This window comes from Roseococcus thiosulfatophilus (assembly GCF_017311575.1).
GTDB classification, from domain to species: domain Bacteria; phylum Pseudomonadota; class Alphaproteobacteria; order Acetobacterales; family Acetobacteraceae; genus Roseococcus; species Roseococcus thiosulfatophilus.
This window is the reverse complement of sequence record NZ_JAFFQY010000063.1, coordinates 44,653-69,296: the sequence shown is the minus strand read 5'-3', so window position 1 is coordinate 69,296 and position 24,644 is coordinate 44,653. Positions and strand designations below refer to the sequence as shown.

Genomic DNA, 24,644 nt, shown 5'->3' with positions numbered 1-24,644 from the left:
AAGGCCTAGTCCAGCGACTGGGTGGAATGGCCGCGCATGGTCAAGGCCTGCGCCCCCGGCTCCGGCGTGGCGGTGGTGAGGCTGGCATAGCCATGCCGCAGCACCAGGCCGGTCGCGACATCCAGCGCGAAGCGTCCGGCGGCCGCGATTTCCATGGGGCGGCCCGGCCGCAATTCGCCCGTGGCGCGCAGGGTGCAGGCCGCCTGCACCACCGGGCGGCCGGCAATGGTGCCGGTGCCCTCGGCCTGGCAGGCGAAGCCGCCTCCCTCCACCTGCAGCCCGTCCATCACGTCACCAAGCGGCAGGTCCATCACAAAGCCCTCGCCCGGCGCAATACGGAGGGCTTCCAGCGCATGCGCGCGCACCATGGCGCGGAACAGGGCGCGCAGCCGGCCCACCATCTCGGGTGGCGGGGCGGGCAGGCCCTCCGGCACGGTGAATTCCGCGGGGCCGACCTGGCCCGCGGCATCCCGCGTCAGGGTGAAGGTGACGCCGATGCCATTCTGCAGTGGGCCGGTCGAGAGCGTCAGGTGCCAGACCCCGGCTTGCTCACGCGCCTCCGTCACCTGGAGGCAGGAGGGATCATTGGCCGGAAATTCGCGCCCATCGGGCGCCACCATCATTCGGCGCACGCAAAGCCGCGTGAAAGGCCCCCAGCCCGCGCCCCCCACCGCCACAGGGGCGGTGAGCGGGGCGAGCGCGCCGTCCAGCGAGACGGCCGGCGCGCGCGCCATGAGTTCGGCGGGGCTTTCGGCCCGCGCCGGTGTGCCCGCCGCCAGGACCAGCGCCGCCAGCAGCGGCCACCAGCGCGGGCGGCGGAGCGGGCTCAGCGGCCCAGCGCCTTGACCATGGTGGAGCCGAGCGAGGCCGGGCTGTCGGCGATGTGGATGCCCACCGCCGCCATGGCCTCCATCTTCGCCGCCGCCGTGTCCTTGCCGCCCGAGATCACGGCGCCCGCATGGCCCATGCGCCGGCCCGGAGGGGCCGTGGCGCCGGCGATGAAGCCCACCACCGGCTTGTTGGGCTTGCCGGGGCCGAAATTCTCGCGCGCCAGGAATTCGGCGGCCTGGATTTCGGACTGCCCGCCGATCTCGCCGATCATGATGATGGACTTCGTCTCGTCGTCCTTCAGGAACAGTTCCAGGACGTCAATGAAGTCCATGCCCTTCACCGGGTCGCCGCCGATGCCCACGCAGGAGGACTGGCCGAGCCCGGCCGCCGTGGTCTGCGCCACCGCCTCATAGGTCAGCGTGCCCGAGCGGGAGACGATGCCCACCGAGCCGCGGCGGTGGATGTGGCCGGGCATGATGCCGATCTTGCAGGCGTCGGGGGTGATGACGCCGGGGCAGTTCGGGCCCACCAGCAGCGACTTGCTGCTTTGCAGCGCGCGCTTGACCTTCACCATGTCCAGCACCGGGATGCCCTCGGTGATGCAGATCACCAGCGGGATCTCGGCGTCCAGCGCCTCCAGGATGGAGTCCGCCGCGAAGGGCGCGGGCACGTAGATCACGCTGGCGGTGGCGCCGGTCGCTTCCTTGCACTCGGCCACGGTGTTGAACACCGGCAGGTTCAGCGTGGGGTGCATGGTGCCGCCCTTGCCGGGGGTGACGCCGCCCACATAGGTGCTGCCATAGGCGATGCCCTGGCTGGCGTGGAAGGTGCCCTGCGCGCCGGTGAAGCCCTGCGTCATCACGCGCGTGTTCTTGTCAACGAGAATGGCCATGGTTCAGGCGCCCTTCACGGCAGCGACGGCCTTCTGGGCGGCGTCGGCGAGGTTGTCGGCGGCGATGATCGCAAGCCCGCTCTCGGCCAGGATCTTCTTGCCCAGTTCGACGTTGGTGCCCTCCAGCCGCACCACCAGCGGCACCGAGAGCTTGAGGTTCTTCGACGCCTCGACGATGCCCGTCGCGATCATGTCGCACTTGGCGATGCCGCCGAAGATATTGACCAGGATGGCCTTCACATTCGCGTCGGAGGTGATGATGCGGAAGGCCTGCGTCACCCGCGCGCTGTCGGCCGTGCCGCCCACGTCGAGGAAGTTGGCGGGCGAGGAACCATACAGCTTGATGATGTCCATCGTCGCCATGGCCAGGCCCGCGCCATTCACCATGCAGCCGATCTCGCCATCGAGCGCCACGTAGTTCAGGTCGTTCTGGACCGCGTCGAGTTCCTTCGGGTCCATCTCCGTGTCGTCGCGCAGCGCCTCGAGGTCCTTGTGGCGATACAGCGCGCTGTCGTCGAAGCTGACCTTGGCGTCCAGCGCCACCACGTCGCCGGCCTTGGTCACCACCAGCGGGTTGATCTCGACGATGGCGCAGTCGAGCTCGACGAAGGCCTTGTACATGGCCTCCACGAACTTCACGAAGCTGCCGACCTGTTTGCCCTCGAGGCCCAGGCCGAAGGCCAGCTTGCGGCCATGCCAGCCGGACACGCCCGTCGCCGGGTCCACATCCACCTTCAGGATCTTCTCGGGGTTGTGGGCCGCCACTTCCTCGATCTCGATGCCGCCCTCGGTGCTCGCCATGATGACGATGCGCGAGCAGTCGCGGTCCACCAGCAGCGAGAGATAGAGCTCGCGCGCGATGTCGCAGCCCGCCTCGACATAGACGCGGCTGACCAGCTTGCCCTCGGGCCCGGTCTGCTTCGTGACCAGCGTGGAGCCGATCATGGCCGCCGCCGCCGCCTTCACCTCGGCCGCCGACTTGGCCAGGCGCACGCCGCCCTTGCCATCGGGGTCGTTGGTGAAGCGGCCGGCGCCGCGGCCACCCGCATGGATCTGGCTCTTCACCACATAGATGGGGCCGGGCAGCTTGCCGGCGGCGGCCTCGGCCTCCTCCGGCGTCCAGGCCACATGGCCGTCCAGGACCGCGACGCCGTAGCGGCGGAGCAGTTCCTTCGCCTGGTATTCGTGGATGTTCATCTGCTTTGTTCCAACCTCAGCTCAGATTGCCATGGGTCAGGGCCTGGGCCCGATCGTCGCGGCCATGGCGCGCGGCTTCCGCCGCCGCCGCGTGCCAGTCATAGGGGATGGCGTGGAATTCCACCCGCCATTCTCCGCGCGCCTGCTCCAGCAGGGCGAAGCGGGCGTGGGGGCTGCCGGCCTCCATGCGGTGCGGATAGGGCGCGGTGTCGGTGTAGCCCGGCTGACCCACGCTGCCCGGGTTCACCACCAGCCGCCCATCAGGCAGCGTGAGCATCCGAGCGCGGTGGGTGTGGGCGGTCAGCACCAGCGTCTCGCCCGCGGGCGGGGGCAGCAGGGCGGCCACGCCGGCGGTCGCGCGTTCGCGCACGCCCTGGGGCGTCACCTCGTGCAGCAGGTAGGTCAGGTCGTCCTCAGGCAGTGCGTGCATGGCGAGGATGCCGCCATCGCGCCACACCATCGGCCGCGCCACCAGTGCCGCCCGCTGCCCCGCCGAAAGCCGCGCCCAGGCGAAGGCATCGGTGGCGCCCATGCCATCGGGCGTTTCGGCGGCCACCCAGCGGTCATGGTTGCCGCGCAGCGCCACGGCATCGAGGCCCGCCAGCATGTCGAAACACTCGGCGGGCCAGAGCGGGCCGCTGACGGCGTCGCCCAGCTCGATCACCAGGTCCGGCGCGGCCGCCGCGATCGCTTCCAGCACGGCCGCCAGGGCGAGGCGGTTTCCGTGCACATCGGCGATGACGGCGAGCCGCATCCGTCCCCCTCAGACGCCGAGCTTCTTGAAGTCCTCGATCAGCTTCTTCACCGCATCGCAGGACTTTTCGAAGGCCGCCTTCTCCTCGGGGGTGAACTGCACCTCCACGATCTTCTCGACGCCATTGCCGCCGATCACGACGGGCACGCCGACATAGAAGTCGTTCTGGCCATACTCGCCGTTCAGCAGAACGGCGCAGGGCAGCACGCGCTTCTTGTCGAGCAGGTAGCTCTCGGCCATCGCGATGGCGGAAGCGGCGGGCGCGTAGAAGGCCGAGCCGCGCTCCAGCAGCTTCACGATCTCGCCGCCGCCATTGGCCGTGCGGGTCACGATCGCGTCGATCTTCTCCTGCGTGGTCCAGCCCATCTTCACGAGGTCCGGCACGGGAATGCCGGCGACCGTGGAGTAGCGCGTCAGCGGCACCATGGTGTCGCCATGGCCGCCCAGCACGAAGGCCGTCACGTCCTCGACCGAGACGTTGAACTCCTGCGCCAGGAACAGGCGGAAGCGCGCGCTGTCCAGCACGCCCGCCATGCCCACCACCTTCTCGGGCGGCAGGCCGGAGCGCTGCTGCAGCACCCACACCATGACATCGAGCGGGTTGGTGATGCAGATGACGAAGGCGTTGGGCGCGTACTGCTTGATGCCCTCGGCCACCTGGCCGATCACGCCGGCATTCTTCGTCAGCAGGTCGTCGCGGGTCATGCCCGGCATGCGGGGGAAGCCCGCGGTGACGATGATGACGTCAGCGCCCTCGATGGCGCTGTAGTCGCCCGTGCCGACCATGTGGCTGTCGAAGCCGTCCACCGGGCCCGACTGCATGATGTCCAGCGCCTTGCCGGCGGCGACGCCGGGGAAGACGTCGAACATCACCACATCGCCAAGCTGCTTCAGCCCGATGAGATGGGCGAGCGTGCCGCCGATGTTGCCGGCGCCGATGAGGGCGATTTTCTTGCGGGCCATGGATTTCCCTTTGGCTTGCCTTCCAGAGGGACGCAGAGTTACTCCGCCGCCCGCGCTGCGGCAACCCGCGCCGCGGGCCGCAAGCCGCGCGTCAGAGCGGGACGCAGCGGGTGATGTCGCTGTGGCCGATGGCGTTGGTGGCCATGGTGCCCTCGGGGCAGGCGCGCTGGTTCATGGCCGCCGGGGCCAGGCCGCCGGTCCAGCGATAGGAGGCGTTGGCGGTCTGGGTGCAGACGCGGCGGCCGTTGCGGGTGGTGCAGTGCCGCGCGGCCGTCTGCCGGCCGGAGGCGGCCGGGCGGGCGGCATTGCGAGGAGCGCTGTAGGGAACGGCGGCGGCGGGGCGCTGCGTGGCGCGCTGGCCGGAAGCCGGGCGCTGGGCGGGCCGCGCGGAGGCAGGGCGCGCCGCGGCGGGGCGGCTTGCCGTACGGGTGGCCGGCCGTGCGGCGGCGGGACGGTTCGCCGCGGTGCGGTTCGCGGCTGCCGGGCGGGCGCTGGCGGGGCGCGTGGCGGCAGGACGGGCGGCGGCGCGGTTGGCGGGCGGGCGGTTGGCGGCGGTGGCGGCGGGTCGCTGGTTCTGGGCCCCGGTGCGGGTCTGGCCCTGTGCCTCCGGCACCACCGGCGTGAAGGTCAGCATGAACGCGCCCAGAAGGCCCACCATAAGAAGCCGCATAAAACCCCCGATCCCCGGAATTATCCCTGGGCGAAGGCGTAGGCCACTCAAGGCAGGTGTGGCAAGGCCAAATACTCGGGGCTCTGCATCTCCATCAGGCGCGACGCGGTGCGCTCGAACATTGCCGCATTTTCGCCTTTTTCATAGAGCTGGTCCGGCCCCGCCGCCGCCGATGCCAGAAGCTTGCAGCGGTGTTCATACAGCGCGTCGATCAGCGTGATGAAGCGCCGCGCCCGGTCGAAATTGTCGGGGCCGAGCCGGGGCACCTCGTCCAGCACCAGGGTGTGGAAATGCCGCGCGAGGCAGAGGTAGTCCGCCGGCCCCAGCGGCTTGCCGCACAGCGCCTCGAAGCCCGCGCGTGCCACGCCGCCCGCGGCCTCCGGCACCTCCAGCGTGTGGCCCAGCACCGTCAGCGTCAGCGGCGCGCCGTGCGCCTGGCCCGTCAGGTCGCGGAAGGCGGTGTCCAGCGCGCGCTCGGCCCGGCCATCGGCGGGGTGGTGCCAGGAGGGCAGGCCGCGCATCCGCTCGCGCCGGTAGTCCTGGAGCGATTCGAGTTCCAGCACCTCCACCCGCTGCTCGATCAGGGCGATGAAGGGCAGGAAAGCGTCGCGCCCCGGCTTGCCCTTGAACAGGTCCTTGGGCGCGGTGTTGGAGGTGGCGACCACCACCACGCCGCGGGCGAACAGCGCCTCGAACAGCCGGCCCAGGATCATGGCGTCGGTCACGTCATGCACCTGGAATTCGTCGAAGCAGAGCAGCGCGGCCTCGGCGGCGATGCTGTCGGCCAGGGGCGGGATGGGGTCGTCGCCCGAGGGGTTGGCGCGCTTCCAGGCATGGATGCGCTGGTGCGCCTGCTGCATGAAGTCGTGGAAATGGATGCGCCGCTTGCGCGGCACCTGGGCCGTCTCGAAGAAGAGGTCCATCAGCATGGACTTCCCGCGCCCCACCTGGCCGACCAGGTAGAGCCCCTCCGGCGTGCCGGACGGCGCCGCCAGGTCGCCCGAGCCCTTCCGCGCGCCGAACAGCTTGCCCAGCAGGCCGCGCGGCGCGGCGCGGGGCACGGCGGGCGCGGGGTCATAGCCGCGCATGCGCTGCCAGAGCCCTTGCAGCACCTCGGCCGCATGGGCCTGCGCCGGATCAGGGCGGAGCACGCCTTCGGCCACGCGGGCGCGGTAGGCGGGCAAGGGACCTTCGTTCAACCTTGTGACACCATCCATTTGGGTTGGTCCCTAGCGTCTGATCGGCTTCGGTGGAATCGCCGAAGCCGTGAAGCAGCCGCGCAGCAAAGGCAAAGCGTGAGCAACGACAGTTGCTCACGCTGTAGACCCGGATGCGCCATCGCTCAACGTGGCCCGGGCGTGTATGCAACGTCCGGCAGCTTAAAGAAGAGGCACGGCATGGCATTCCGGGTGGCGGTGGCGGGGGCGAACACGCTGGCGGGGCGCGAGGCGCTGCGGGCGCTGGCGGCGAGCGACTTCCCCGTGGCGGAGGTGACCGGCCTGGGCACCGGGCGCAGCGCCGGCCAGGAAGTGAGCTTCGGCCAGGACCGGGTGCTGCGCCTGCGCGCCCTGGAGGGCTTCGATTTCGCGGGCCAGGACCTCGTGATCCTGGCGCTGGGCGAGGCCGAATCCCGCACCCATGCCCCGCGCGCCACCGCCGCCGGCGCCTGGGTGGTGGACCTCAGCCCCGCCTTCCGGCTGGAGCCGGGCGTGGCGCTGGTGGTGCCGGAGGTGAATGCCGCGGCCCTGGAGCGGAACAAGCGCAAACGGATCGTGGCCTGCCCCTCGCCCTCCGCCACCTTCGCGGCCCTGGCCGCCGCGCCCCTGGCCGCGCTGGCGCCGCTGCTGCGGGTGAATGTGGTGAGCCTGCAGCCCGCCTCCGGCGCGGGGAAGGAAGGCATGGACGAGCTGTTCGCCCAGACGCGGGCCAGCTTCGTGAATGATATCCCCGCCCCCCAGCACTTCCCCAAGCCCATCGCCTTCAACCTGCTGCCCCAGACCAGCGCCTTCGCGGAAGACGGCGCCACGCGCGACGAGGCCCTGCTGCCGCTGGAATTGCGGAAGATCCTGGGGCCGGACCTCAAGGCCATGGCCACCTGCCTGCGCGCGCCCGTCTTCGTGGGCGAGGCGCTGGTGCTGCAACTGGAATTCGCCGAGGCGGTGGCGCTGGCCGAGGCCCGGGCCGCGCTGCGCAACGCGCCCGGCCTCTCCTTTTTCGACACGCGCGAGGAGGGGGGCTACCCGACGCCCCTCGATGTCGCGGGCGAGGAGGAGGTCAGCGTCTCGCGGCTGCGGCGGGACGGGTCGGTGCCGCATGGGCTGTCGCTGTTCGTGGTGGGCGACAATCTCCGCAAGGGTGGCGGGCTGGGCGCGGCGCAGGTGGCGGAGGCCTTGTGGCGGAAGGGCATGCTCGCCAAGCGACTGACATCGCAGGAATAGGATAAATTTCCTTGTAATCAGGAGTTAATTCTGGCACATCGGGCGCTCCAGCAGGAGGTCCCCCCGTGCCGCCCTTCCTCGCCACCCCCCTCACCCTTCTCCTCGGCGCCCTCGCCCTCCTGCTGCCCCTGCTGCTGGCCCGGGCGGCCGGGCTGCGGCTGGAGGGCGCGCTGGCCGCGCCGGCCAACCTCGTCGCGCTGCTGGTCTTCGCGGTGGGCATCGGCTTCGCCGCCTTCCTCTGGTGGCTCGCCGCCCGCTCCTTCGCCCTGCTCCGCGACCCCGCCACCACCCCCGCCCAGATCGCCGCCCTGCGTGACCTGCCCATGGGCCTGCCGGAGGGCACGGTGCGGGCGCTGCTCGCGCTGATCGTGGGCATCATCGGGCTGCCGCTGCTGCTGTTCAGCCAGGCGCTGGCGCTGAACGACGCGGTGGCGGGCTATGTGAACGGCATCATCGCGGGCGTCTTCGGCTATTATTTCGGCGCCCGCTCCACCACGCCCGACACCCAGGTCACCCGCCGCCTGACCGAAGCCCTGGCGACGGAACAGCGCCAGAACCAGGCCCTGCGCGAGGCGCCGGACCCTGCGCGGGTCGAGGGCCTGGCCGCGCAGCTCGAACGCCAGCTGGGCGTGGCGCGCACCATCCTCACGCAGCTTGGACCGGCACTTCCCCCCGGCACCATCCCGCCCCAGGCGGCCACGCTGGTCGAGGCCGCCGAGCGCGCGCTGGGCGCCGCCCGCACAACAGGGAACGCGACCGAGGCAGGGCTCCAGGCCGCGCTCGGCGCGCTGACCGGCTCGGGCGGGCCCTTCGCCGCCCTGCTGCGCGCCGCCGCCCCGGCCCTGCCGCTGGCCGCCGGTGGCCCCCTCGGCGCCGCGGCGCTTGTGCTGGGCGTGGGCTGGAACCTGGGCGCCGGCGCCTGGCGCCGTTTCCGTGCCCGGCTGCTGGAGGCGCCCCTCGACCCCGCGCTGTTCGAACCGGGCGCCATCACCCCTGCCTCGGCCGAGCTGCGCCTGGCCCAGGCGCCCATCTTCGCGCGCCTCTTCACGCCCTGGCTGGAGGAGCCAGGCTTCCTCGCCACCCTGCTCGACCACTGCCTGCGCCCCGACGCGGCGGCCCTGCTCTGGGCGCGCTACCCTGGCTTCACCAACCCGGAGGAGGCCGCCCAGGGCCTCGCGGAGTTCCGCGCCGCCCTGCTGGACGAGGCGGTGGCGCGGGACGTGACGCCCGAGACCCTCGCCCAAACCGCCGCCCGCCTGGCCAAGGCCGCCCCCGCCCTGCGCGCCGCCCCCGACGCCACGCTGCTGGCGCCCGTCGCGGCCCCGCCCGAGGCGCGCGCGGCGCTGGAAGGGCTGACGCTGCTGCTCGCGCAACTGCGCGAGACCGACACCGACCCCCTGCCCCTGCTCGCGGAGATCACCCCATGAGCCGACTTCTTCCCCTGCTGGCGCTGCTGGCCGGCTGCGCCCCCTTGGCCACGGCGCTGGACCCGCCGCTCGGCCAGCTCGCCCGCTGGGACGGGGCCTCCGATGCGACCATCGCCGCCGAGCCCGTCGCCTGCCCGCCCGGCCATGCCGCTTGCGCCCGGCTGCACGCCCGCCGCGCCGAGGCCTGCATGCGCCTTGCCATGGAGGGCCGCGCGCCCGGCGCCGCCTGCCCGGGATCCGTCGCGCATCTGGACTGCGCGGCCCAGGGCTATGCCGCCGCCCGCGCGCTGGCGCCCCACCCGGCGCTGGCCCAGGGCGAGGCCCAGGCGCGGCTTTGCCACGCGGCCTTCCTGCCCCGCGCGCAGGCCGCCACCGAGGCCGCCCGCGCGCGCGATGCCGCCTCCGCCGCGCCCGTCGAATCCCGCGGATGGCTGCGCGCCCGCGCCGCGCTGGTCTTGTCGCATCCCGCGATAGGAAATTTGTCCGCAAACTGTGCCGCCGCCCGCGCGGGCCTGGCCGAGGCCCCGCCCGGCGGGCCGGAGGCGCGCGACCTCGCCACCCGAATCGCCACCCTGCCCGGCTGCGGAGATGCGCCATGAACGTCATGCTGACCCAGCCGCTCGTCTTCACCCTGCCCATGATGCGCGGCGAGGTGGTGCGCGAGGTACAGCTCGCCCTGCTGCGGACCGGACTGAATCCGGGCGAGCCCGATGGCATCTATGGCCCCATGACGGCCGAGGCGGTGCGCCGCTTCCAACGCCGCGAGGGGCTGCCGGTGGATGGCGTGCTGTCCGGCCCCGCCTGGGCACGGCTGATGCAGGCCCCCGCGCTGCGGCGCGAGCACCCCTGGCAGGCTGCGCTGCGCCCCTTCCTACCGGCGCTCACCACCTTTCACGGTCCACCGGCGGGCGCGGGGCAACGGCGCTGGCGGCTGGTCCGCGGTGGCGTGCAGGTGGAAGGCGAGCCGAGCCCGCGCCGCAACGCCAACCCCCGCGCCGCCGCCACCGCCTGGGCGCGGCACCGGGCCGCGCTGGAGGCCGCCGCCCGGCGCACCGGCGCGCCGGTGGACCTGTTGCTGGCGACCGCGCTGGTCGAATCGGGCGGCCGGGGCGAGGCGGTGCGGGAGGAGCCGGGCTTCGTCTCGGACGCCGCCACGCCGCACCGCGTTTCGCCCGGGCTGATGCAGACGCTGATCTCGACGGCGCGCGAGGCCCTGGCCGACCCCACGCTGGACCGCGCGCGCCTGCTGGACCCCGCCACCTCGGCCCTTGCGGGGGCGGCCTACATCCAGCGCCAGGCGACGCGCGGGCGGCTGGCCACCGGCTATGACCCGCCGCTGGTCGCCATCGCCTACAATGCCGGCAGCCTGCGGCCGGCCTCCTCGGACCCGCACTGGGGCCTCGTGCAGACGCGCCGGGGGGATGGCTGGCATGCGGATGCCTTCTGCGCCTTCCTGGGCGACGTCCACGCGGTCTTCGACGCCGGGGACGCGCCGGGCGCCGAGACGCCCAGCCTCTGGGCGCTGCTGGGCGCCGAGGCGCCCGCTGCCTGAGGCCCAGGCCGGATTGCCGTGGGGGCGCCCCAGCCCCCCGGCCGTCGCGCCCCTGTCACATCTCCCGTTGGGGTTCACCAAACCTTACATGGAGGGCTCTCACACGGGCCGGCACCTCTCGCGCCGCCCTCGGACCGATGGAACATCATGCTGGAATGGGATGACCTGCGGACTTTCCTGGCGGTGGCCCGCCACGGCAGCCTCTCCGCCGCCGCGCGGGCGCTGAAGGTGACGCAGACGACCATGGGCCGGCGCCTCGAAGGCCTGCATGAGCGGTCGGGCGCCCGGCTGCTGCAACGCACGCCGCAGGGCTTCATCCTGACCCCGGCGGGCGAGGAGGTGATGGGCGCGGTCGAACGCATGGAGGAGGAGGCGCTGCGCGTGGAGCGGCGCATCACCGGCCAGGACAGCCGCCTGGAAGGGCTGGTGCGGGTGACGGCGGTGGAGGCGCTGGGCAGCCGCGTCCTCACCCCCATCCTGGCGCAGCTTCATGTCCGCCACCCCGAGATCCTGGTGGAGCTGAGCGCGCAAAGCCGACCCGTCAGCCTGGCGCGGCGGGAGACCGACATCGCGGTCCGCATCGGCGCCTTCACGGAGCCCGATGTGGTGGCGCGCCGCGCGGGCGAGATTGAACTGCGCGCCTATGCTGCGACCTCCTACCTGGAAGCGCGCGGCCTGCCCGATTTCGCCACCGGCGCGCCGGGACACGCCCGGCTGGTCTTCGCCCCTCCCGAGGATGCGCGGCCCGATGTGGCGCGCCCCTCCCAGGATTGGCTCGCGGGTCTGATGCACGCCGCGGCGGTGGGCTTCACCTCCAACTCGCACGAGGCGCTGTTGCAGGCGGCGCTGGGGGGCATGGGTGTCGCGGCCCTGCCGCGCGGCATGGGCGATGGTGCCATGGCACGGAGCGAGGCCCAGCTGGGGCCAACCCTGGTGCGGCTGGAGACACCCTCCGCCGCGCCGCGCCTGGGCATCTGGATCGGCCTGCACGAGGACACCCGTCACACGCCGCGCATCCGCGTGGTGGCGGATGCGCTGCATGAAGGGTTGCAGGCGGCGGGGGCGCAGCTGGCGGGGGCTTGAGCACCCCCGCCGCCGAGGGCCTCAGTTCCGGCGCAGCAGGCCGGCCATGCGCGGCGCCGGGGCCGCTTCAGGCGCCACGAAGGTGATGGTGCGGGTCTCGCCCTGGTCCACCATCACGGGCACCAGGCCATCGGCGCGCCGCTGCACATTGGCGTCATCCATGTAGCGGATGCTGGGCGTCGTGCCGCCGATGGCGACCACGGCCTGGCCGCCACCGACCACATTGCCCTGCGGGCCGGGGCCGTATTCGACGGTCATGTCCTCGCCGCTGCCCACGAGGCGCGGATAGTCGGAGGCCTGGGCCAGGGCGGGCGCGCCGAGCAGCAGGGCGGCGGCGAACAGGCTGCGGGTGGTGTAGGTCATCTTCAATTCCTTCCGATCTGTGCGGCGGCGATGGCCTCCGCTGATGGAAGGAAAATGCGCCCGCCCCCCGGCCCGGCCCATTCCAAGCCTTCGTGCAGGGGGTATGCGGAAACGAGGGGGTGTTCAGGCGTTGGCTTCGACCAGCGCGACCAGGCCTTCCAGCAGTTCCGTCGGGCTGGGCGGGCAGCCGGGGATGATGAGGTCGGGCATCAGCGCCGCCTCGACGCCGCCCAGCACGGCATAGCTGCCCTTGAAGACACCGCCATCCACCGCGCAATCGCCGGCCGCCACGATCCACACCGGCTCGGGCGTCGCGGCACGGGCGCGCAGCAGCGCCTCGGCCATGTTGCGCGTGAGCGGGCCGGTCACCAGCAGCACATCGGCATGGCGGGGCGAGGCCACGAAGCGCAGCCCGAAGCGCTCCAGGTCATGCGCCACATTCTGGAGCGCGTTGATCTCCAGCTCGCAGCCATTGCAGCTGCCCGCATCCACCTGGCGGATGGCGAGCGAGCGGCCGAGCCGCCGCATGGAGGCCGCCTCCATGCGCTCCCGCAGCGCCGACACCACCTCGGGCAACGGCACCACGGGCGCGTCGGTGGCGGGCGGGCGGAGCAGGTTGCGGGCAAGCCTGGGCCAGAGCATTCAGCCGTCCTCCGCCACGGGTTCGGTGAAGACCAGGCGGTTGCCGAAGGGGTCCGTCACCGAGAGGTCGCGCCAGCCCCAGGGACGTTCCTCGATGCCCGGCCGGGCATTGCGGTAGCGGCGGGCGGAGAGTTCGGCATGCATCGCATCCAGCCCGCGCATGCGGAGCATGACGAGGCTGCCCGGCGTGCCATCGCCATGATGCTCGCTGAGGAAGAGCAGCAGCCCCGCGCGCGACACCTGGGCGAAGATTGGCAGGTCAGGCTCGAACCGGTGCTCCCAGTCCCAGGTGAAGCCCAGTAAGTCGCAATAGAATTCCCGCGCCTTCGCCGGGTCGAAGACACGCAGCACGGGGATCGCCACATCCAGGCTGATCGCGCTCACAGGTCCACCCCGCTGTAGCTCGCGTTGAAGCTTTTGTTGATGAGGGGGAAGTCGGCCACGATGTTGCCGATGACGGCCGCCTCCAGCAGCGGCCAATGCAGCCAGGAGGGGTCACGCAGGAAGGCCGCGCGGATCAGCCCGCCCTCGTCCAGAGAAAGCCAGGCCAGGCATTCGCCGCGGAAGCCCTCGACCAGCGCCACCCCTTCGCGCGCCTCGCCGTGGCCCAGCGAGACGGTCAGCGGGCCGGGCGGCAGGCCGGCCAGCAGGGTCCGCACCCGCGCGATGGCGGCCAGGGCCTCTTCATGGCGCTGGCGCCAGCGGGCATCCACGTCGCCGCCGGGCTGGGTGGCGCAATCGGCCATCTCGCCCGTCAGCATCCGCGCGTCAAAGGCGCGGCCGGCGGCGCGGCCCACCACGCCGCCGGGCGCGAAGGCGGCAAGCAGCGCTGGCGGGATGATGCCGGTCGCCAGCACGCGGTCCTGGAGGCTGGCGTGGCTCTCATACATCCGCAGCAGGCGCGGCAGGCCGGTGGCGGCGGCGGTGAGCGCGCCCTCGATGGCGGCCTGGCCCTCGGGCGAAAGGTCCATGGCGGCGCCGCCCGGCACCACGCGGTCCATCATCAGCCGGTGGCCGAAGGCTTGGTGCTGGGCGCGCAGCAGGGCCTCGCGCAACAGCCCGGCCTCGGCGTGCAGCGGCGCGAAGGCGGCGTCATTGGCGATGAAGCCCATGTCGTTCAGGTGGTTGTGCAGCCGCTCCAGCTCCAGCATCACGGCGCGCAGGGCCGTGGCACGGGGTGGGGCCTCGGCGCCGGCGGCGGCCTCCGCGGCACGGGCGAAAGCCAGCGAATGCGCCACCGTGCTGTCGCCCGAAAGCCGGGCCGCGAACCGCGCCGCCACGCGCGGTGACTTGCCCTGCAGCAGCGACAGCGTGCCCTTGTGCGTCCAGCCCAGCCGCGCCTCCAGCCGGACGATGGTCTCGCCCTGGACGTGAAAGCGGAAATGCCCCGGCTCGATGATGCCGGCGTGGATGGGGCCGACGGGAATCTGGTGCACACCCGCGCCCTCGACGGGCAGGAATTCCATGGGGTCGGCGGCGGGGCTGTGGCTGAGCGGCCGCGGCGACAGCGGCGCGCGGACCGGCCAGCGCCCATGGTCGAGCCAGGGGCGGGCATCCACCGCGCCCTCGGCCGTGATGCCCCAGAGGTCATGCAGGGCGCGCTCGAACAGCGCGGCCCCGGACCGCACGGGCGAGAGGGCGGGCACGCGGCCGCCCTCCACCGCCGTGCTGGCCAGCCACAGGCGCGGGGCCGCGATATCGAGGAAGGCGGCATGCACGAAGCCCGGCTCGCCCCAGAGCGCCAGCAGGTCGAGGCTGGGGTCGGTCGCCAGCGCCTCGCGCAGGCGCAGCCAGCCGGCCGCGTCCAGCACCGTGCGCGGCCAGGGCATGCAGGGGGCGATGACGCCCGATTCCAGCACCTTGGCGGCCCTCATCCCAGCACCTGTGCGGCGTCGCGCAGCAGGGCGCGCAGGGGCGCCGGCAGGGCGATGGCGAGGATCACGGCCAAGGCCAGGTTGCACCAGATGGGCGCGAGCGTGGCCCAGCCTGCGGGGCCTGGCGCCGCATCCGGCGTGGGCGGGCCGAGGCACAGCCGCTGCATGGCATGCAGCAAGGCCAGGGCCGCCACCAGCAGCCCCGCCACATAGGGCAGCAGCAGCCAGGGCGCCTCGCGCCCCAGGGCCACCGCCAGCATCCATTCCGAGGCGAAGAGGCTCGCCGGCGGCAGCCCCGCCAGCCCCACCATCACCAGCACCAGCCCCCAGCCCAGCGCCGGATGGCTGCGCGCCAGCCCGCCGATCTGGTCCATGCGCTGCCCGCCCTTCAGCCGCGCCGCGCGGCCGATCGCGAAGAAGGCCGCCGATTTCAGCAGGGAATGGCCCCAGAGGTGCAGGATGCCCGCCATGTTCCCCAAGGGCCCGCCCAGGCCGAAGGCGATGGCCGCGATGCCCATATGCTCGATGCTGCTCCAGCCGAAGAGGCGCTTCGCATCCCGCCGCCGCCACAAGGTCACGCCCGCCAGCAGCAGCGAGGCCACCCCCATGCCGATCAGGAACCCGCCCGGTGCCCAGGAGCCGGGATTCGCGGCCACAATGGCCTCGCCGCGCAGGATGCCCAGCATGGCGCTGTTCAGAAGCAGTCCCGAGAGCACGGCGGCGATGGGGGTGGGGCCCTCGGCATGGGCGTCGGGCAGCCAGGAATGCAGGGGCACGAGGCCCGCCTTGGTGCCGAAGCCCACCAGCAGGAAGACGAAGGCGAGGTTGAGCAGGCCAGGTTCGGCCGCCGGCGCAATCTCGCGAAGGGCCGCGGCCGAAAGCCGCAGGTCGCCATGCGGCAGATGCGGGGCGGCGGCCAGCGCCAGTACGATGATGCCGAACAAGGCAAGCGCGATGCCGAAGCCGCAGAGGATGAAGAATTTCCACGCGGCCTCGATGGCGGCGGGCGTCCGGTGCAGCCCCACCATCAGCACGCAGGCCAGCGTGCCGGCCTCGATCGCCACCCACATGATGCCGAGGTTGTCGGACAGCAGCGCCAGGAAATGCGTCGCCATGAAGCCCTGGAAGGCGGCGTGGTAGAAGCGGGTGCGCGCGGTGTCGAAGCCCTCGCCCTGGATGTCCTGCCAGGAGAAGATGGCGGTGCCGAGCCCCACGATGCCGGCCAGCACCACCAGCGAGACGGAGAGCGCATCGGCCCGCAGCCAGCCCTCGCCGTAGGGGAGCGGCCCGGCCAGCAGCAGCAGCGCCAGCACGAGGCAGGCGGCGGAGATGGCGATGTTCAGCAGCGGCGCCACGCGCGGCAGCGCGGCCAGCAGCGCGGCGCCCAGCAGCGGCAAGAGGATGAGGGCGGTGGCGAGGCTCATCGTCCCTCCCCCCGGTGGCGGTCGAGCACACCCGGATCGAGGCTGGCGAAGCGTTCGCGCATCTGCCGCGCGAAGACGCCCGCGATCAACGCCACGACCAGCACGAGGCCTCCCGCCGAAAGCTCCACCACCAGCGGCATGCCGGCCACCCCCACCGCGGCCAGAATCAACCCGTTCTCGATGGTCAGAAGCCCCGCCACATGGGCGAGCGCGCTGCGCCGCGTCACCATCATCAGCGCCCCCAGCAGCAGGATGGACAGCGCCATGGAGAGGTCCACCCGCGCGAGCGCCCCCGCCCCCGTGGTGGCCGGCACGACCACCAGCATGGCCAGGCCCACCAGCCCCACCCCGAGCACCAGCCCCGCGCCCATCCGGCCCGGCGCCTCGGTGCGGAGCGGGGGCGGCAGCTCACCCGCCAGGCGGTGCAGCACCAGTGGGATGGCGATGCCCTTGGCCAGCAGCGCGATCAGCCCCGTCAGATAGAGTTGCGGCGCCGCCTGGACATGCCCCTGCCAGAAGGCCGCCAAGGCCAGCAGCACGCCCTGCGCGGCGAGTGCGGCGATCAATGCGCCGATGCGCCGCTGCCCCAGCATGACGAAGCCCACCAGCAGCATGGCCCCGCCCAGCAGATGCGCCACGTCATAGGCGATGTCCCCGGGGCCGGTCATGCGAGGCCTGTCGTGATAAAGACAAGGGCCGCCGCCAGCAGCGCGAGCAGCAGCGCGGCCCCCAGGAATTCCGGCACGCGGAAGACGCGCATCTTGGCGATGGACGTCTCGAACACCGCCAGCGCCACGGCCAGCAGCGCCATCTTCGCGGCCCAGAGCACCGCGCCCACCACCCAGGCGATCGGCCCCGCCCCGACCGGGGCCGCGCCGAAGGGCAGGAAGATCGCCGCCAGCAGCGCCAGCCAGACCGTCAGCTTCAGCGCCGCCTGCGCCTCCCACAGGGCGAGGTGGCGACCCGAGGCGTCCAGCAGCATCGCCTCGTGCACCATGGTCAGTTCCAGGTGGGTGGCGGGGTTGTCCACCGGCACGCGGGCATTCTCGGCCAGGGCCACCGCCATCAGCGCCAGCAGCACGAAGAGCAGCGAGACGCGGATGCCCAGGCTGCCCTCGCGGAACAAAGCGGCGATGGCGTCCAGGTTGGAGCTGCCCGCCAGCACCGCCAGCACCAGCACGGAGGCCAGCAGGGCGGGCTCCGCGAAGGCGGCGAAGGTCATCTCGCGCGCCGCGCCCAGCCCGCCGAAGGCGGTGCCCGCGTCATGGCCGGCCAGCGCCAGCGCCATCCGCGCCAGCGCCAGCAGCCCCGCGATGAGGATGAGGTCCGCGACCGGCGCCAGCGCCATGCCCTGCGCGAAGCCTGGCACCAGCAGCGCCGCCAGCAGCGTCGCGGCCAGGGCCACATAGGGCGTGGCGCGGGTGACGACGCTCGACCCATCGGCCAGCACCGGCCGCTTGCGCAGCAGTTTCAGCAGGTCGCGCAGGGGCTGGAGCGGGTGCGGGCCGCGCCGGCCCAGCAGCCGCGCCTTCACCCAGCGCACCCCGCCTACCACCAGCGGAGCCGCGGCCAGGATCAGCGCCGCGTGCAGGATTTGCGTCAGCAGCGCGAGGAAGGTGGCCATCATGCCACCGCCCCCCAGGCCAGCAGCGCCAGCAACAGCACCAGCGTGCCCAGCGCCAGCGCCAGATAGGCCGAGAGCGGCAGGCCGCGCAGCCGCTCCGCCTGGTGCCCGGCCAGGCGCCGCAGCCGGCCCAGCGGCCAGAGCAGCGCCACGAAGCCGTGGTCCCGCGCCTCGACGCGCAGCCGCGCGGGGGTGGCGCTGCCGGGGGCGGCGGGGTGGTGCGCCTCGCGCTGCGCCAGCGCCAGCCCGCCCAGGGCACGGCGGATGGGCTGGGCGGCGCCGGCCGCACTCGGCTGGGTCAGCGGGTCGCCGAAGGGCAGGTCGGGCGGCGGGGGCAGGAAGCCGCAATCCCAGGCGGGGCTTCGGCGGGGTTCGGGCGCGCCCTTGCGGTGCAGCCCATACCACAGCGCCAGCGCCAGCCCCGCCAGCAGCGCCGTGACGGCCCAGGGGGCGTAGCGGGCACCCGCCTCGCCCAGCATGAGGTCGAGCCCGGCGATGGGCGGCGCCGCGCCCTCGCCCAGCAGCCCGGTCACGATGCCACCCGCGAGGCCCAGCGCCGGGGCGGCCAGCAGCGCCAGCGCGGCACAGACCGCCCCGGCCACCACCAGCGCCGCGCGCATCAGCCCCGTGACGTCCAGCGCCCCCGCCGCGCGCGGGGTGCGCGGGCGGCCCAGGAACACCAGCCCCACGAAGCGCAGCATGGCCGCCGCCGCCAGGGCCAGCGCCATCCCCGCCGTGACCAGCGCCGCCGCCGAGAGGAGTTGCACCGGCAGTTCCGCCACGCGCCAGCTCTGGATCAGCGCCTGCAACACCAGCCATTCGCTGGCGAAGCCCGAGAAGGGCGGCAGCGCGGCGGCCGAGGCCGCGCCCAGCATGGCCAGCCCCGCCACCCAGGGCATGCGGTGGATCAGCCCGCCCAGCCGGTCGGGGTCGCGGCTGCCCGCCTGCTCGGCCACCGCACCCGCCACGAGGAAGAGCAAGCCCTTGAATCCCGCATGCACCAGCGCGTGCAGCAGCGCGGCGGACAGCGCCAGCGCGGCCAGTGGCGCCAGGTCCGCGCCCCGGAACACCAGGGCAAGCCCGAGCGCCAGCGTGATGAGGCCCACATTTTCGAGGGTGGAGCAGGCCAGGATGGCCTTGATGTCGGTCTCGACATTGGCGCGGATGGCACCCCACAGCGCCGTGGCCGCCCCCAGCACCACCAGCGGCGCCCCCCACCAGCCCGGCTGGGCCGCGCCCGCCAGGTCGAACAGGGCCCGCACCAGCACATAGAGGGCGATCTTCACCATGGCCCCCGACATCAGCGCCGAGACAGGGGTGGCGGCCGCCGGATGGGCCAGCGGCAGCCAGAGGTGGAAGGGCAGCAGCCCCGCCTTGGACCCCGCCCCCAGCAGGATCAGCACCAGGGCCAGCGTGCCGCGCCAGCCCTCTGGCGGGGCCGCGCGCATCTCGGAAAACCCCATGCCGGGCGCCGAGAGCAAAGCGAAGCCCGCGATGAGGCAGAGGCCCGAGAAGGCCGCGAAGCCGAAATAGAGTCGCGCCGCCCGCCGCCCGCGCCCGGACGGGTGCCGCGCCGCGACCAAGGCCCAGGAGGCGAGTGACATGGCCTCGAAGCCCAGCAGCAGGGTGAAGGCATCGGCCGCCAGCAGCACCAGCACCATGGCGGCGAGGAAAAGCGGGAAGGCCGCGGCCTCCGCCCGGCTGGAGGGGCCTGTCGCCGCGGCGAAGAGGGCGGCCGGCAGCGCCACCACCGCCAACACCAGTAGGAACCAGGCCGAGAGCGCATCCAGCGCCACCAGCGCGGGGCCCCAGGGCGGCCCGAGGGCGAGAGCCGCCTCCTCGACCGGCCCCAGCGCCAGCGTGGCCATTGCCACGGCGCCCAGCACGGCCGCGACAGCCGCCGCGCCCAGCGGCACCAGCCGCCGTCCCAGCCCCGCGGCCCCCAGCCCCGCCAGCACCGCCAGCGCGAGCAAGCCGAGGCCGAGAAGCGTCAGCACGCCCCCTCAGCCCCCGCCGATTGCCCGAGTCGCCCCATCATTCCCGCATTGTATCCGCCCCGGCGCCCAAGGCGAGGCTGGACAAGCCGCCTCTTTTGTTTAACGCGCTGCTGTCCGCGCGGAGGGTACAGGTCATGTGGGTGCTGCTCGGCTTCAGCCGGGGGGTGGATTGGGTGAATGAGCGCTGCGGCAGGGTGGCCGACTGGTGCATCCTGCTGGCTTGCGCCATCAGCGCCACCAATGCCGTGCTGCGCTACGGCTTCAACTTCTCCCACAATGGCTGGCTGGAGGTGCAGTGGTATCTCTTCGCCGGCGTCGTGATGCTGGGCGCCAGCTACACGCTGCAGCGCAACCAGCATGTCCGGGTGGACATCCTCTACGCCCTCCTGGGCGAGCGGGGGCGGCTGTGGGTGGATGTCTTCGGCCTGCTCTTCTTCATGCTGCCCGCCATCTTCCTCCTGGCCTGGATGACCTGGCCCTTCTTTCTGGAAAGCTGGGTGCGGCACGAGATCTCGCCCGCCCCCGGGGGCCTGGTGCGCTGGCCGGTGAAGCTGCTGATGCCGCTGGGCTTCGCCCTGCTGGCCATCCAGGGCCTGTCGGAACTCATCAAGCGCATCGCCCTGCTGCGCGGCGACATCCGCCCCGCCGAGGTCGCCACCGGCTACGAACGCCCCGAGCAGTGAGGCCCCGCCCCCAATGAGCGTCGAGATCATGCCGCCCCTGATGTTCGTGGGGCTGGTCGTCTTTCTTCTGCTGGGCTTCCCGGTGGCCTTCAGCCTCTGCGCGGTGGGGCTGGGCTTCGGCCTGTTCTTCATCGAGCTGGGCTTCTTCACGCCGGCCTATCTGGGCAACCTGCCACCGCGGGTCTTCGGCATCCTGTCCAACGACCTGCTGCTGGCCATTCCCTTCTTCACCCTGATGGGCGCCATCCTGGAACGCTGCGGCCTGGCCGAGGAACTACTGGAAAGCACGGCGCAGCTCTTCGGCAAGATCCCGGGCGGCATCGCCTTCGCGGTGGTGCTGGTGGGCGCCCTGCTGGGCGCGGTCACGGGCACGGTGGCGGCCAGCGTGCTGGCCATGGGCGTCATCGCCCTGCCCATCATGCTGCGCCATGGCTATGACCAGCGGCTGGCGACGGGCGTAGTCGCGGCCTCGGGCACCATCACGCAGCTCATCCCGCCGTCGCTGGTGCTGATCGTGCTCAGTGACCAGCTGGGGCGTTCGGTGGGTGACATGTATGCGGGTGCCATCGGGCCCGCCCTGCTGCAGATCCTGCTCTTCCTGGCCTTCGTGGCCGGGGTGGCGCTCGTCGCCCCCCACCGCGTGCCGGCCCTGCCGCCCGAGGCGCTGATGGCGCGTGGCTGGCCCCTCTATTTCCGGGTGCTGCGCGGCATGGTGCCGCCGCTGCTGCTGCTGTTCCTGGTGCTGGGCACGATCCTGATGGGGCTGGCCACGCCGACCGAAGCCGGCGCCATGGGCACGGTGGGGGCGGTGGCGCTCGCCATCCTGAATGGCCGCTTCAGCTGGAAACTGATGCGCGAGGCCATGGGCAACGCCATGCGCATCACCGCCATGGTGATCTACATCCTGATCGGCGCCACGGTGTTCAGCCTGGTGTTCCAGGGCGTGGACGGCTCGCATTGGGTGGAGGGGCTGCTGGCCAACCTGCCGGGCGGGCAGATCGGCTTCCTGCTCTTCGTCAACGCCTTCATCTTCGTGCTGGGCTTCTTCCTCGACTTCTTCGAGATCGCCTTCATCGTGGTGCCGCTGCTGGCGCCCGTGGCCACCACGCTCGACATTGATCTCGTGTGGTTCGGCGTGCTGCTGTGCATCAATCTGCAGAGCAGCTTCATGACGCCGCCCTTCGGCTTCGCGCTGTTCTACATCCGCTCCATCGCGCCGAAATTCGTCTCCACCCAGGCGATCTACCGCGGCGCCATTCCCTGGATCTGCCTGCAATTGCTGCTGGTGGCCATCGTGATGATCTGGCCGGAGGCCGTCACCTTCCTGATCCAGGGCGGCACGGGCGTGGACCCGGCGACCGTCACCATTGACGTGCCGCCGCCCGCGCCACCCTCCGATGACGACGCGATGCCGATCTTCCGGTAGTCGGGCGGCGGCCGCGCGCCCTTGGCGATCCCACCAAGGGCGACCGGACGCTACAGCATCGCCAGCTCCTGCTTGCGGCGCGGGGGCGGGAAGGCCGCGTCCAGCGCGGCCAGTTCCTCGGGGGTCAGCACAATTTCCCCCGCCGCCGCATTCTCCCGCACATGGGCAAGGCTGCTGGCCTTGGGGATGCTGACCACGCCCGGAAGCGACAGCGTCCAGGCCAGCGCCACCTGGCCGGGCGTCGCCCCTCGCGCGGCGGCCAGCTTCACCAGTGCGGGGTGGCGCAGCAGCGCACCCCCCTGCCCCACCGGCGAATAGGCCATCACCGGCATCTCCTGCGTGGCGCAGAAGGGCAGCAGGTCGAATTCCGGGCCGCGATGCTCCAGGTTCAGCAGCACCTGGTCGGTGGCGCAATCGGGCAGCGCGGCCTCCAGCTCCAGCAAATCCTCCACATCCAGGTTCGACACGCCCCAGCGCGCGATCTTGCCGGCCTCCCGCGCGCGCTCCATCGCCTCCACCGTCTCGTCGAGCGGCACCGCGCCGCGCCAGTGCAGCAGATAGAGGTCCAGCCGCTCCACCTTGAGGCGCTTCAGGCTGCGGTCCAGCGCTTGCGGCAACCCACGGCGGGAGGCGTTGTGCGGATAGACCTTGGAGACGAGGAACACCTCCTCCCGCCGGCCGGCGATGGCCTCGGCCACGACCTTTTCGGCCCCGCCCTCGCCGTACATCTCGGCGGTGTCTATGAGGGTGAGGCCGAGGTCGAGGCCGGCCCGCAGCGCCGCCACCTCCTCCTTGCGGCGCGTGCCGTCCTCGCCCATGCGCCAGGTGCCCTGGCCGAGCCGGGGAAACGCGGTTCCATCCCGCAGCCGCAATGGGGTCATGCCATCGCCCTCCTTGTCTGTGATACAATGCCACGATGCGCTTCCGGTTTCTCCCCCTGCTGCCCCTGCTCCTCGCCGCCCCCCCCGCCTGGGGACAACCCGTGGCCGAGGAGGTGGGGTCATGGCGCCTGGGCTGCGTCACCGACCGCATGACGGACCGCACCACCTGCATCCTGCGCCATGCCGAGCCGGTGGAGCGTTCGGCGGTGGGCCCGGGCCTCGCGCTCGAGATCATGGACCGGCAGGGCATGCTGGTGCCGGCCGTGACCGCGCGGGACCTCTCCTTCGACAGCGCCATGCGCGGCGTGCTCGCCTTCACCGGCACCGCCCAGCTGCGCTTCGACAGCCACACCATGCTGGAACTGCCCTGCGGGCTGGAGGGGCGGAACCTCATCTGCACCCCCCGCCGCGGCGAGGCCGAGCGCGCAGCGGCCGAGTTGCTGACCGCCCGCCGCGCCCTGGTGCGGATGTCCGGCCTCGGCAGCAACACCAGCGCCGGCACGGAGCCCGCCGAACTGCCCCTCGCCCGCACGCGCGAGGCCACCGAGGCGCTGCGTCGCCGGCAGCCCGCCGGCACCGCGCCCCCGCCCGAGCCGCCGGGCTTCGACCTGCGCGACTGGCTGGGCCGCCTGCAGCGCCTCATTCCGTGAGCGAGGCCCTGCTGGCGCGCGTCGCGCGCGGGGACCGCGCCGCGCTGCGCGCCCTCTACGAGGCCCATTCGGTGCGGCTGTTCGGCATCGCCATGGCCATCCTGCGCGACCGCGACGCGGCAGCCGATGCGCTGCATGACGCCTTCCTCAACATCGCCCGGCGCGCGGCGCAGTTCGACCCCACGCGCGGCGCGCCCGAGCATTGGCTGGGCGCGGTGGTGCGCCACGCCGCGCTGGACATCGCCCGCCGCCGCGGCCGCGAATTGCCGAGCGAGGACGCGCTGCTGGGCGACGCCCCCGTGCCGCCCGAACAATATGAGGCGCTGGCCGCCTCGGCCGAGGGGGCGCGGCTGCGTGCCTGCCTGGACGGGCTGGAACCCAAGAACCGCGACGGCATCCTGCTGGCCTTTGTCCATGGCCTCTCCCACCCGCAGATCTCGGCACGGCTGGGCACGCCGCTCGGCACGGTGAAGGCCTGGATCCGGCGCGGGCTGCTGGCGCTCAGGGAGTGCCTGGCATGACCCCGGAGGAACGCGACGCCCTCGCCGGCGAATACGTCCTGGGCACGCTCGATGCGCGCGAGGCCGCCCACCTGCGCGCGCTGATGGAGACCGACCGTGACCTCGCCGCCGCCGTGGCGGCATGGGAGACGCGACTCGCCCCCCTGCAATCCCTGGCCGCGCCCGAGGCGCCGCCGCCCGGCCTCTGGGCGCGCATCGCGGAAAGCCTGGACCCCGCGCCCGCCACGCGCCGCTGGCGCTTCCCCTGGCCCGCCTTCGGCGTCGGCGCCAGCGCGGTCGCGGCCGGGCTGGCGGCGGTTCTGCTGCTACGGCCCGCCCCCGAGCCCGCGCTGATGACGGTGCTGCTGACCAGCCAGGACCAGCCGGCCTGGCTGGTCGAATCGGCGCGCGGCGAGCTGCGCCTGGCGGCGCTGAACCTGCCCCCCGTGGCGCCGGACCGGGTGATGGAGCTCTGGGCCCTGCCGCAGGGGGCGACGGCGCCCACCTCGCTCGGCCTGGTGCCGGAGGGCGGGCGCATGGTGGTCACACCCCGCACCATCAGGCCCGAGCCTGGCATGCTAATCGAGATCACGCTGGAACCGCCAGGGGGTTCGCCCATCGGCCGGCCCACCGGGCCCATCCTGTTCATCGGGCGCCTCCAGGCGGCGGCCGGGAGCTGAGCCGAAAAAAATCGCGCGGCGCTGCATCTGGCCGCGCGGCCGCTCCGTAACGCGGGCAGTGGGGCGCTTCCCGTCCCACCTGCAAGACGGAGC

At 72.7% G+C, this 24,644-nt stretch carries 26 protein-coding genes; 10 read left to right on the top strand and 16 right to left on the bottom strand.

Annotation, left to right across the window (positions count from 1 at the left end; translation table 11 throughout):
• Positions 1-5: 5 nt before the first annotated feature.
• The 7 genes from JTN19_RS18370 to zapE form a co-directional block, all read right to left on the bottom strand.
• Positions 6-734, bottom strand: coding sequence for a hypothetical protein (locus JTN19_RS18370; protein ID WP_206935642.1), 729 nt, complete (start codon positions 732-734; stop codon positions 6-8).
• A gap of 92 nt (positions 735-826) precedes the next feature.
• The gene (gene sucD / locus JTN19_RS18365) at positions 827-1,723 is read right to left on the bottom strand and encodes a succinate--CoA ligase subunit alpha (RefSeq protein ID WP_206935640.1); all 897 of its coding nucleotides are present in this window, start codon (positions 1,721-1,723) and stop codon (positions 827-829) included.
• A gap of 3 nt (positions 1,724-1,726) precedes the next feature.
• Positions 1,727-2,920 carry an ADP-forming succinate--CoA ligase subunit beta gene (sucC, locus tag JTN19_RS18360; RefSeq protein ID WP_206935638.1) on the bottom strand — a complete coding sequence of 398 codons (1,194 nt, stop codon included), beginning with the start codon at positions 2,918-2,920 and terminating at the stop codon, positions 1,727-1,729.
• A 16-nt stretch (positions 2,921-2,936) separates the two neighbouring features.
• Entirely contained in the window at positions 2,937-3,674 is a 738-nt protein-coding gene (locus JTN19_RS18355) for a metallophosphoesterase family protein (protein WP_206935636.1), read from the bottom strand.
• Between the two features lie 9 nt (positions 3,675-3,683).
• Positions 3,684-4,637, bottom strand: coding sequence for a malate dehydrogenase (mdh, locus tag JTN19_RS18350; protein WP_206935635.1), 954 nt, complete (start codon positions 4,635-4,637; stop codon positions 3,684-3,686).
• A 91-nt stretch (positions 4,638-4,728) separates the two neighbouring features.
• On the bottom strand, positions 4,729-5,307 hold the full coding sequence (locus tag JTN19_RS18345) for a hypothetical protein (RefSeq protein WP_206935632.1): 579 nt from the start codon (positions 5,305-5,307) through the stop codon (positions 4,729-4,731).
• Positions 5,308-5,354: 47 nt separating this feature from the next.
• Entirely contained in the window at positions 5,355-6,524 is a 1,170-nt protein-coding gene (gene zapE, locus JTN19_RS18340) for a cell division protein ZapE (protein WP_206935631.1), read from the bottom strand.
• Positions 6,525-6,704: 180 nt separating this feature from the next.
• On the opposite strand from zapE, the gene JTN19_RS18335 reads away from it, so the two are divergent.
• From JTN19_RS18335 to JTN19_RS18315, 5 genes are all read left to right on the top strand, one after another.
• Positions 6,705-7,745: an aspartate-semialdehyde dehydrogenase gene (locus tag JTN19_RS18335; protein WP_206935629.1), complete on the top strand. Its 1,041-nt coding sequence runs from the start codon at positions 6,705-6,707 to the stop codon at positions 7,743-7,745.
• 65 nt (positions 7,746-7,810) lie between these two features.
• The gene (locus JTN19_RS18330) at positions 7,811-9,172 is read left to right on the top strand and encodes a hypothetical protein (RefSeq protein ID WP_206935627.1); all 1,362 of its coding nucleotides are present in this window, start codon (positions 7,811-7,813) and stop codon (positions 9,170-9,172) included.
• The gene (locus JTN19_RS18325) at positions 9,169-9,771 is read left to right on the top strand and encodes a hypothetical protein (RefSeq protein WP_206935625.1); all 603 of its coding nucleotides are present in this window, start codon (positions 9,169-9,171) and stop codon (positions 9,769-9,771) included. Before JTN19_RS18330 ends, JTN19_RS18325 begins: the two co-directional genes overlap by 4 nt.
• Positions 9,768-10,724, top strand: coding sequence for a peptidoglycan-binding protein (locus JTN19_RS18320; RefSeq protein ID WP_206935623.1), 957 nt, complete (start codon positions 9,768-9,770; stop codon positions 10,722-10,724). The genes JTN19_RS18325 and JTN19_RS18320 overlap by 4 nt, the downstream gene beginning before the upstream one ends.
• A gap of 147 nt (positions 10,725-10,871) precedes the next feature.
• Positions 10,872-11,807, top strand: a complete 936-nt coding sequence (locus tag JTN19_RS18315) for a LysR family transcriptional regulator (protein WP_206935621.1) — start codon at positions 10,872-10,874, stop codon at positions 11,805-11,807.
• A gap of 21 nt (positions 11,808-11,828) precedes the next feature.
• On the opposite strand, the gene JTN19_RS18310 is transcribed toward JTN19_RS18315, so the two are convergent.
• The 8 genes from JTN19_RS18310 to JTN19_RS20465 form a co-directional block, all read right to left on the bottom strand.
• Complete coding sequence (locus JTN19_RS18310; RefSeq protein ID WP_206935620.1) at positions 11,829-12,170, bottom strand: hypothetical protein; 342 nt, start codon at positions 12,168-12,170, stop codon at positions 11,829-11,831.
• A 123-nt stretch (positions 12,171-12,293) separates the two neighbouring features.
• The gene (locus tag JTN19_RS18305) at positions 12,294-12,812 is read right to left on the bottom strand and encodes an NADH-quinone oxidoreductase subunit B family protein (RefSeq protein ID WP_206935618.1); all 519 of its coding nucleotides are present in this window, start codon (positions 12,810-12,812) and stop codon (positions 12,294-12,296) included.
• Positions 12,813-13,196, bottom strand: a complete 384-nt coding sequence (locus JTN19_RS18300; protein WP_340643368.1) for a glyoxalase superfamily protein — start codon at positions 13,194-13,196, stop codon at positions 12,813-12,815.
• Complete coding sequence (locus tag JTN19_RS18295; protein WP_242531274.1) at positions 13,193-14,686, bottom strand: hydrogenase large subunit; 1,494 nt, start codon at positions 14,684-14,686, stop codon at positions 13,193-13,195. The genes JTN19_RS18300 and JTN19_RS18295 overlap by 4 nt, the downstream gene beginning before the upstream one ends.
• Positions 14,683-16,110, bottom strand: coding sequence for a hydrogenase 4 subunit F (locus tag JTN19_RS18290; RefSeq protein ID WP_206935616.1), 1,428 nt, complete (start codon positions 16,108-16,110; stop codon positions 14,683-14,685). Before JTN19_RS18290 ends, JTN19_RS18295 begins: the two co-directional genes overlap by 4 nt.
• On the bottom strand, positions 16,107-16,778 hold the full coding sequence (locus JTN19_RS18285) for a hydrogenase-4 component E (protein WP_184385096.1): 672 nt from the start codon (positions 16,776-16,778) through the stop codon (positions 16,107-16,109). Before JTN19_RS18285 ends, JTN19_RS18290 begins: the two co-directional genes overlap by 4 nt.
• Positions 16,775-17,737, bottom strand: a complete 963-nt coding sequence (locus tag JTN19_RS18280; RefSeq protein WP_340643367.1) for a respiratory chain complex I subunit 1 family protein — start codon at positions 17,735-17,737, stop codon at positions 16,775-16,777. The genes JTN19_RS18285 and JTN19_RS18280 overlap by 4 nt, the downstream gene beginning before the upstream one ends.
• Positions 17,734-19,731, bottom strand: coding sequence for a proton-conducting transporter transmembrane domain-containing protein (locus tag JTN19_RS20465; RefSeq protein ID WP_206935614.1), 1,998 nt, complete (start codon positions 19,729-19,731; stop codon positions 17,734-17,736). Before JTN19_RS20465 ends, JTN19_RS18280 begins: the two co-directional genes overlap by 4 nt.
• 134 nt (positions 19,732-19,865) lie before the next feature.
• On the opposite strand from JTN19_RS20465, the gene JTN19_RS18270 reads away from it, so the two are divergent.
• On the top strand, positions 19,866-20,414 hold the full coding sequence (locus JTN19_RS18270; protein WP_206935611.1) for a TRAP transporter small permease subunit: 549 nt from the start codon (positions 19,866-19,868) through the stop codon (positions 20,412-20,414).
• A gap of 13 nt (positions 20,415-20,427) precedes the next feature.
• Complete coding sequence (locus JTN19_RS18265; RefSeq protein ID WP_206935609.1) at positions 20,428-21,840, top strand: TRAP transporter large permease; 1,413 nt, start codon at positions 20,428-20,430, stop codon at positions 21,838-21,840.
• A 50-nt stretch (positions 21,841-21,890) separates the two neighbouring features.
• Here JTN19_RS18265 and JTN19_RS18260 read toward each other — a convergent pair whose 3' ends face one another.
• Entirely contained in the window at positions 21,891-22,721 is an 831-nt protein-coding gene (locus JTN19_RS18260) for an aldo/keto reductase (RefSeq protein WP_206935607.1), read from the bottom strand.
• Between the two features lie 35 nt (positions 22,722-22,756).
• Between JTN19_RS18260 and JTN19_RS20275 the strand changes: the two genes are divergently transcribed.
• The 3 genes from JTN19_RS20275 to JTN19_RS18250 are packed head-to-tail and all read left to right on the top strand — an operon-like array spanning position 22,757 to position 24,551.
• Entirely contained in the window at positions 22,757-23,371 is a 615-nt protein-coding gene (locus JTN19_RS20275; RefSeq protein ID WP_242531273.1) for a hypothetical protein, read from the top strand.
• Complete coding sequence (locus JTN19_RS20270; RefSeq protein ID WP_340643366.1) at positions 23,368-23,892, top strand: sigma-70 family RNA polymerase sigma factor; 525 nt, start codon at positions 23,368-23,370, stop codon at positions 23,890-23,892. The genes JTN19_RS20275 and JTN19_RS20270 overlap by 4 nt, the downstream gene beginning before the upstream one ends.
• On the top strand, positions 23,889-24,551 hold the full coding sequence (locus tag JTN19_RS18250; RefSeq protein ID WP_206935605.1) for an anti-sigma factor: 663 nt from the start codon (positions 23,889-23,891) through the stop codon (positions 24,549-24,551). Before JTN19_RS20270 ends, JTN19_RS18250 begins: the two co-directional genes overlap by 4 nt.
• The last annotated feature ends 93 nt before the right edge of the window (positions 24,552-24,644 follow it).